This window comes from Halomonas sp. ND22Bw, assembly GCF_003011945.1.
GTDB classification, from domain to species: domain Bacteria; phylum Pseudomonadota; class Gammaproteobacteria; order Pseudomonadales; family Halomonadaceae; genus Halomonas; species Halomonas halophila.
This window is the reverse complement of record NZ_PXWD01001775.1, coordinates 1-236: the sequence shown is the minus strand read 5'-3', so window position 1 is coordinate 236 and position 236 is coordinate 1. Positions and strand designations below refer to the sequence as shown.

The following is a 236-nucleotide window of genomic DNA, read 5'->3' as shown; positions in this document are numbered from 1 at the left end:
GCCGATTGATCCGAAGCGTTCGCAACGCGAGCGGTCTGCGCCGTCGTATCTCCGACAGTGCTCGAGAGTGTGTCGGCTGCTGCCTGCATTGCCTCGGCTGAGAAGGTCAGTTCCGCGACGGTATCGCCGGTCTCGGCCTCGAAGGTGCGCGTGGCATCGGCGAGAACTGATGCTCGTCTAACATCCTCCGCCGAGCGCGCTTCGGCACTTGTGTCGAGCCGCCGCTTTTCGACGAG

At 64.0% G+C, this 236-nt stretch carries 1 protein-coding gene; it reads right to left on the bottom strand.

What is annotated here, in order from left to right:
• On the bottom strand, positions 1–236 hold a 236-nt coding region (locus tag CVH10_RS27140; protein ID WP_219925115.1), incomplete at both ends, for a hypothetical protein.